Genomic DNA, 3,676 nt, shown 5'->3' with positions numbered 1-3,676 from the left:
AAAAACATCTCTGATGTTCTTTTAGCACAGAGTGTTACTATTTTGGAGATGTCTACTGGTCAACTCCGGTAAGTCAGAGTCAGAATCAAAGGTGACACAAGGTACAAAAGGACGGTTGCAAGCAGGTAAGAAATAATATTAGCCTTTAGCATTGGGACTACTTCAAAATAAAATGATTGACAGTTTCTTAAGCTACGATTGAGGTAAAATCTCCTCTTCACTAAAAGAGAAAAATTCATGTTGAAAATATTTTTTGTGTCAATAATTATGTTTCTTTCTTCGTTGCTTTTAGCTCCAATCGCTTTTAGTATGCCACTGTCACAAAACTTAGCATTGATTGCAGAAGTGACTGTAACTAATCCTCAGCCGCAGGTGAAATTAGAACCAACTGAAACTGTTCAATCCTCTAAAACTACACAAAATAATCAAAAACAGGATAGTTCTGCAAAAACATTAGAGTCAACTTCTAAGCAAACACCAAAACCCATAGTCCAACGTACTAATCCTCAACCACCTCATCCTTATGATATGGAGAAAATGAAAAAATTCGATCGACAACTGTATGGAGACTAAAATTTTAGAAGGGTGGTACGGGAAGTGGTTTTGCTTTCGCTGTTGTGATTGGATTTGCTCCCCCTGAGCCGACCTCAAATTGAGTCATCATATCGTGGTCTTCATGAACCAAGTTATGGCAGTGCATCATATACTTACCTGCATGAGGTCCATATTTGGCTATCACCCGTACAGTTTGACCTGATTCCACCAAGAATACATCTTTCCAACCTCGTTCATAGGGTAATGGTGGCAAGCCATTGCGGTCTATCATCTGTAAATCTACAAGATGAATGTGTACAGGATGTACCCACTCACCTCCAGTATTTACGAGGTTCCAAATCTCAACATCACCGACACTCGGATTGGCATCAACCCTGTTTTTATCCCAAGTTCTATTGTTAATCTGCCATAGTTGGTTGCCACGACCAAACCTAAAGGTTCTGGCTCTGACTGCTGAAGATACTGGTATTATCTGTACAGGACGTAAAGTATTGGGTATGTCACTATCATCGCTTTCTTGCCTGACCACATCAAAACGCATTACTTGCTGAGTACGATTGTCAGAATCGATGTTACTTGAGAATATAGGATTCTGTAACACTATTTGGGTACCAATGGGGTATTTAGAAAAATCGATAATAAATTCATAACGTTCAGCGACACCAATCCGTAGATTTTTCGTTCTGACGGGAGCGCTGAGTAATCCAGCATCGGAGGCGATGATAATTAAATCATCTTTTGTACTCAGTTGTAGTTGACATGTGCGGGAAGTACCAGCATTTAATATTCGGAAACGATACTTGCGATTCGCTACCTCCATCCGAGGATAAGGTACTCCATTCACCAGCATGATATCGCCATATAAACCTCTTTGACGGCGATCGTCAAAAATAAGGGAGCCATCACTGTCAAATCTTTTGTCTTGAATAATCAGAGGTATATCGTAGTCTCCTTTCGGCAAAGGCAGATTTAACTCTAGGTCATCCTCAATAATGTACATGCCTGCTAACCCCATATACACATGACGCGAGGTTTGGTGAAGTGCGTGGTCATGATACCAGAGGGTAGCCGCCCGGTTGTTAGGATAGATATAATCTTTGTAGTAACCAAAGGGAACAAAGTCTTCTGCGTAACCATCATACTGAGGTAAAGAAGCCATCCCATGCAGATGGATTACCATTGATTCTGGCAAATTATTAATAAAACGTACTATTGATTGTCTACCGCGTTGCGCCCGAATAGTAGGGCCAGGTGTCATGCCATTGTAGCCCCAAATTTTAGTGCTTAATCCTGGTAACATCTCTACTTGGCTTTGTTGCATAGTAATCTCGTAGTAATCTCCAGTAGAGTCACTATGTACAGGATTGAGAACAGGTGGAATCCGAAATGGCTGTTGAAAAGGTTGAATTTGTGGGCTGAACTGGCCAGCTCCCATACTCAAAGCCCCTAGCGGTAGCATAAGCGTACTCTTTCCGATTAAGTTGAGTGCATCTCGTCTAGTAATTACCATACTGATGTCCTTTTTTTAGTATTCGGCTCTGAGTCTTTTTATCTACACAAATATGCTTTTCAATACTTATATAGCAGGTATGAAAGCTACCTAAAACCATTTCGCATCTACGCGCTCACTCGTGAGCAAGATGATTTGTATGTATAAACATATAACACCTACCCTCTTCCATTTAAGGTATTGAAGTATTTTTTTACTAATTCACCCGATTTTCAAATAGCCAGCGCACCTCCACAACATTTTGATGTGATACTTGGAGGACTGGCAGCTCTTAAAGACGAACTCAATTGGTTTAAAGAAAAAGCTACCCAACGACAACTGAATCTTAATATAAAAAAACAACCAACCTGTAGAGAATACTGTGAATATATGCACAGCCTTGCAGACAAACCTTATCCTGTACAAGCAACTGCATTTTGGGCTATTGAATTAGCCTATAATCAAGGTTGGCAACTACCAGGTAATATGCCTGCACCTGACAATGAATTTGCACAAAGATGGGGAAATATTGATTTTACAAAATATGTAAAACTTTTGTCATAGCAAGCTGATGAGGTTTTAGAAACGGCACAGGAAGATATTCAAAAACAAGCTGAAGAATCTTTTTTAATGGTTGCAAAATTTGAACATAATTTCTGGCAGATGGCTTTTCACACAGCACAGCATGAATCAAAATAGTTTTTACCGGACGAGTGTGAAACGCCCGCAAATTCTTCTTAATTTCTTACAGCCAAACCTACATCTTACACCCAAAAACTAGTAATATCAAGGGTTAGCGCTTTTCAAGCGTGCCATTCAATTATGACCCAACATTGGGAATCAACTTAACCGGAACATGACCTTAGCAAGCTTGCCAAACCCTTAAGTAAAGGCATATTCAATTTCTGCGGGATCACAAATCTCTGTTAGTTTGGATTTCAGCCCAGGAAGTTCTCTAACCTCAATACAGATATTTACAGGGAAGTTAAACCCCCAAACTTTGTTAAAAAATGAAATGCTTAATGGTATTATAGTACAAACTAACTATCAAGAGTTTTGTAGTTATTTGGGACAGTAATATTTTTTAACCATTTGTAGTTAAAAAGTGAGGAATGCGCTTTGACAAATTTTAATTCCCTACTTTCATGGTAAGTGCTTTAAGTCCAAAACAGAGCGCCTGGTTGTGGGATGATATATGCCAAAATCACGAAAACTAGAAGAAACTTTATCTATTCTTGCCCAAATTCGAGCGCATCCCACAAGTGAAGAAGGGATCATAATTTTACGCCAAGTTCTCAAGAGCAAATATTCTATAGCTGTTGCCCAAGCAGCCAAGATAGTTGGCGAATCTACAATCACTGAGTTGGTTGGCGATCTTGTAGAAGCTTTTGCTCGAATGATGGAAACTGTCTTTTTGCGATCGCATGAAGGCGGGCACTTCGTGTCATCGCTCAGTCTCAGTAATAGTTATTATTTCATCTTTTGTTGTTGCGATCGCCTACGGCGGGTGCTTGCACCATCGCTCAACTGGGAGCATCCCCAAACATGATCACCAAAATTGGACAAGACCCCATTATGGTTCTTGTCAGCTTTTGGTGATGATGAAAGGTTACGCGCTTTAAGGCAGAAGGC

4 protein-coding genes are annotated in these 3,676 nt (G+C 39.9%); 3 read left to right on the top strand and 1 reads right to left on the bottom strand.

Annotation, left to right across the window (positions count from 1 at the left end):
• Positions 1-309: 309 nt before the first annotated feature.
• A complete protein-coding gene (locus HWQ36_RS14670; protein WP_292703907.1) occupies positions 310-573 on the top strand; it encodes a hypothetical protein in 264 nt (87 codons plus the stop codon).
• A gap of 4 nt (positions 574-577) precedes the next feature.
• Here HWQ36_RS14670 and HWQ36_RS14665 read toward each other — a convergent pair whose 3' ends face one another.
• Positions 578-2,065, bottom strand: a complete 1,488-nt coding sequence (locus tag HWQ36_RS14665) for a multicopper oxidase domain-containing protein (protein ID WP_292703905.1) — start codon at positions 2,063-2,065, stop codon at positions 578-580.
• A 180-nt stretch (positions 2,066-2,245) separates the two neighbouring features.
• On the opposite strand from HWQ36_RS14665, the gene HWQ36_RS14660 reads away from it, so the two are divergent.
• Entirely contained in the window at positions 2,246-2,608 is a 363-nt protein-coding gene (locus tag HWQ36_RS14660; RefSeq protein WP_292703902.1) for a hypothetical protein, read from the top strand.
• A gap of 631 nt (positions 2,609-3,239) precedes the next feature.
• The gene (locus HWQ36_RS14655) at positions 3,240-3,593 is read left to right on the top strand and encodes a hypothetical protein (RefSeq protein ID WP_292703899.1); all 354 of its coding nucleotides are present in this window, start codon (positions 3,240-3,242) and stop codon (positions 3,591-3,593) included.
• Positions 3,594-3,676: the final 83 nt, after the last annotated feature.

It is taken from the genome of Nostoc sp. NMS2, from assembly GCF_017115105.1.
In the GTDB taxonomy this organism is placed as follows: domain Bacteria; phylum Cyanobacteriota; class Cyanobacteriia; order Cyanobacteriales; family Nostocaceae; genus Nostoc.
This window is presented reverse-complemented; position numbering and strand designations above follow the sequence as displayed.

Bases quoted from the DNA above. Each gene is read 5' to 3' on its own strand.
- HWQ36_RS14670 (WP_292703907.1), top strand. From the start codon at position 310: ATGCCACTGTCACAAAACTTAGCATTGATTGCAGAAGTGACTGTAACT.
- HWQ36_RS14665 (WP_292703905.1), bottom strand. From the start codon at position 2,065: ATGGTAATTACTAGACGAGATGCACTCAACTTAATCGGAAAGAGTACG.
- HWQ36_RS14655 (WP_292703899.1), top strand. From the start codon at position 3,240: ATGCCAAAATCACGAAAACTAGAAGAAACTTTATCTATTCTTGCCCAA.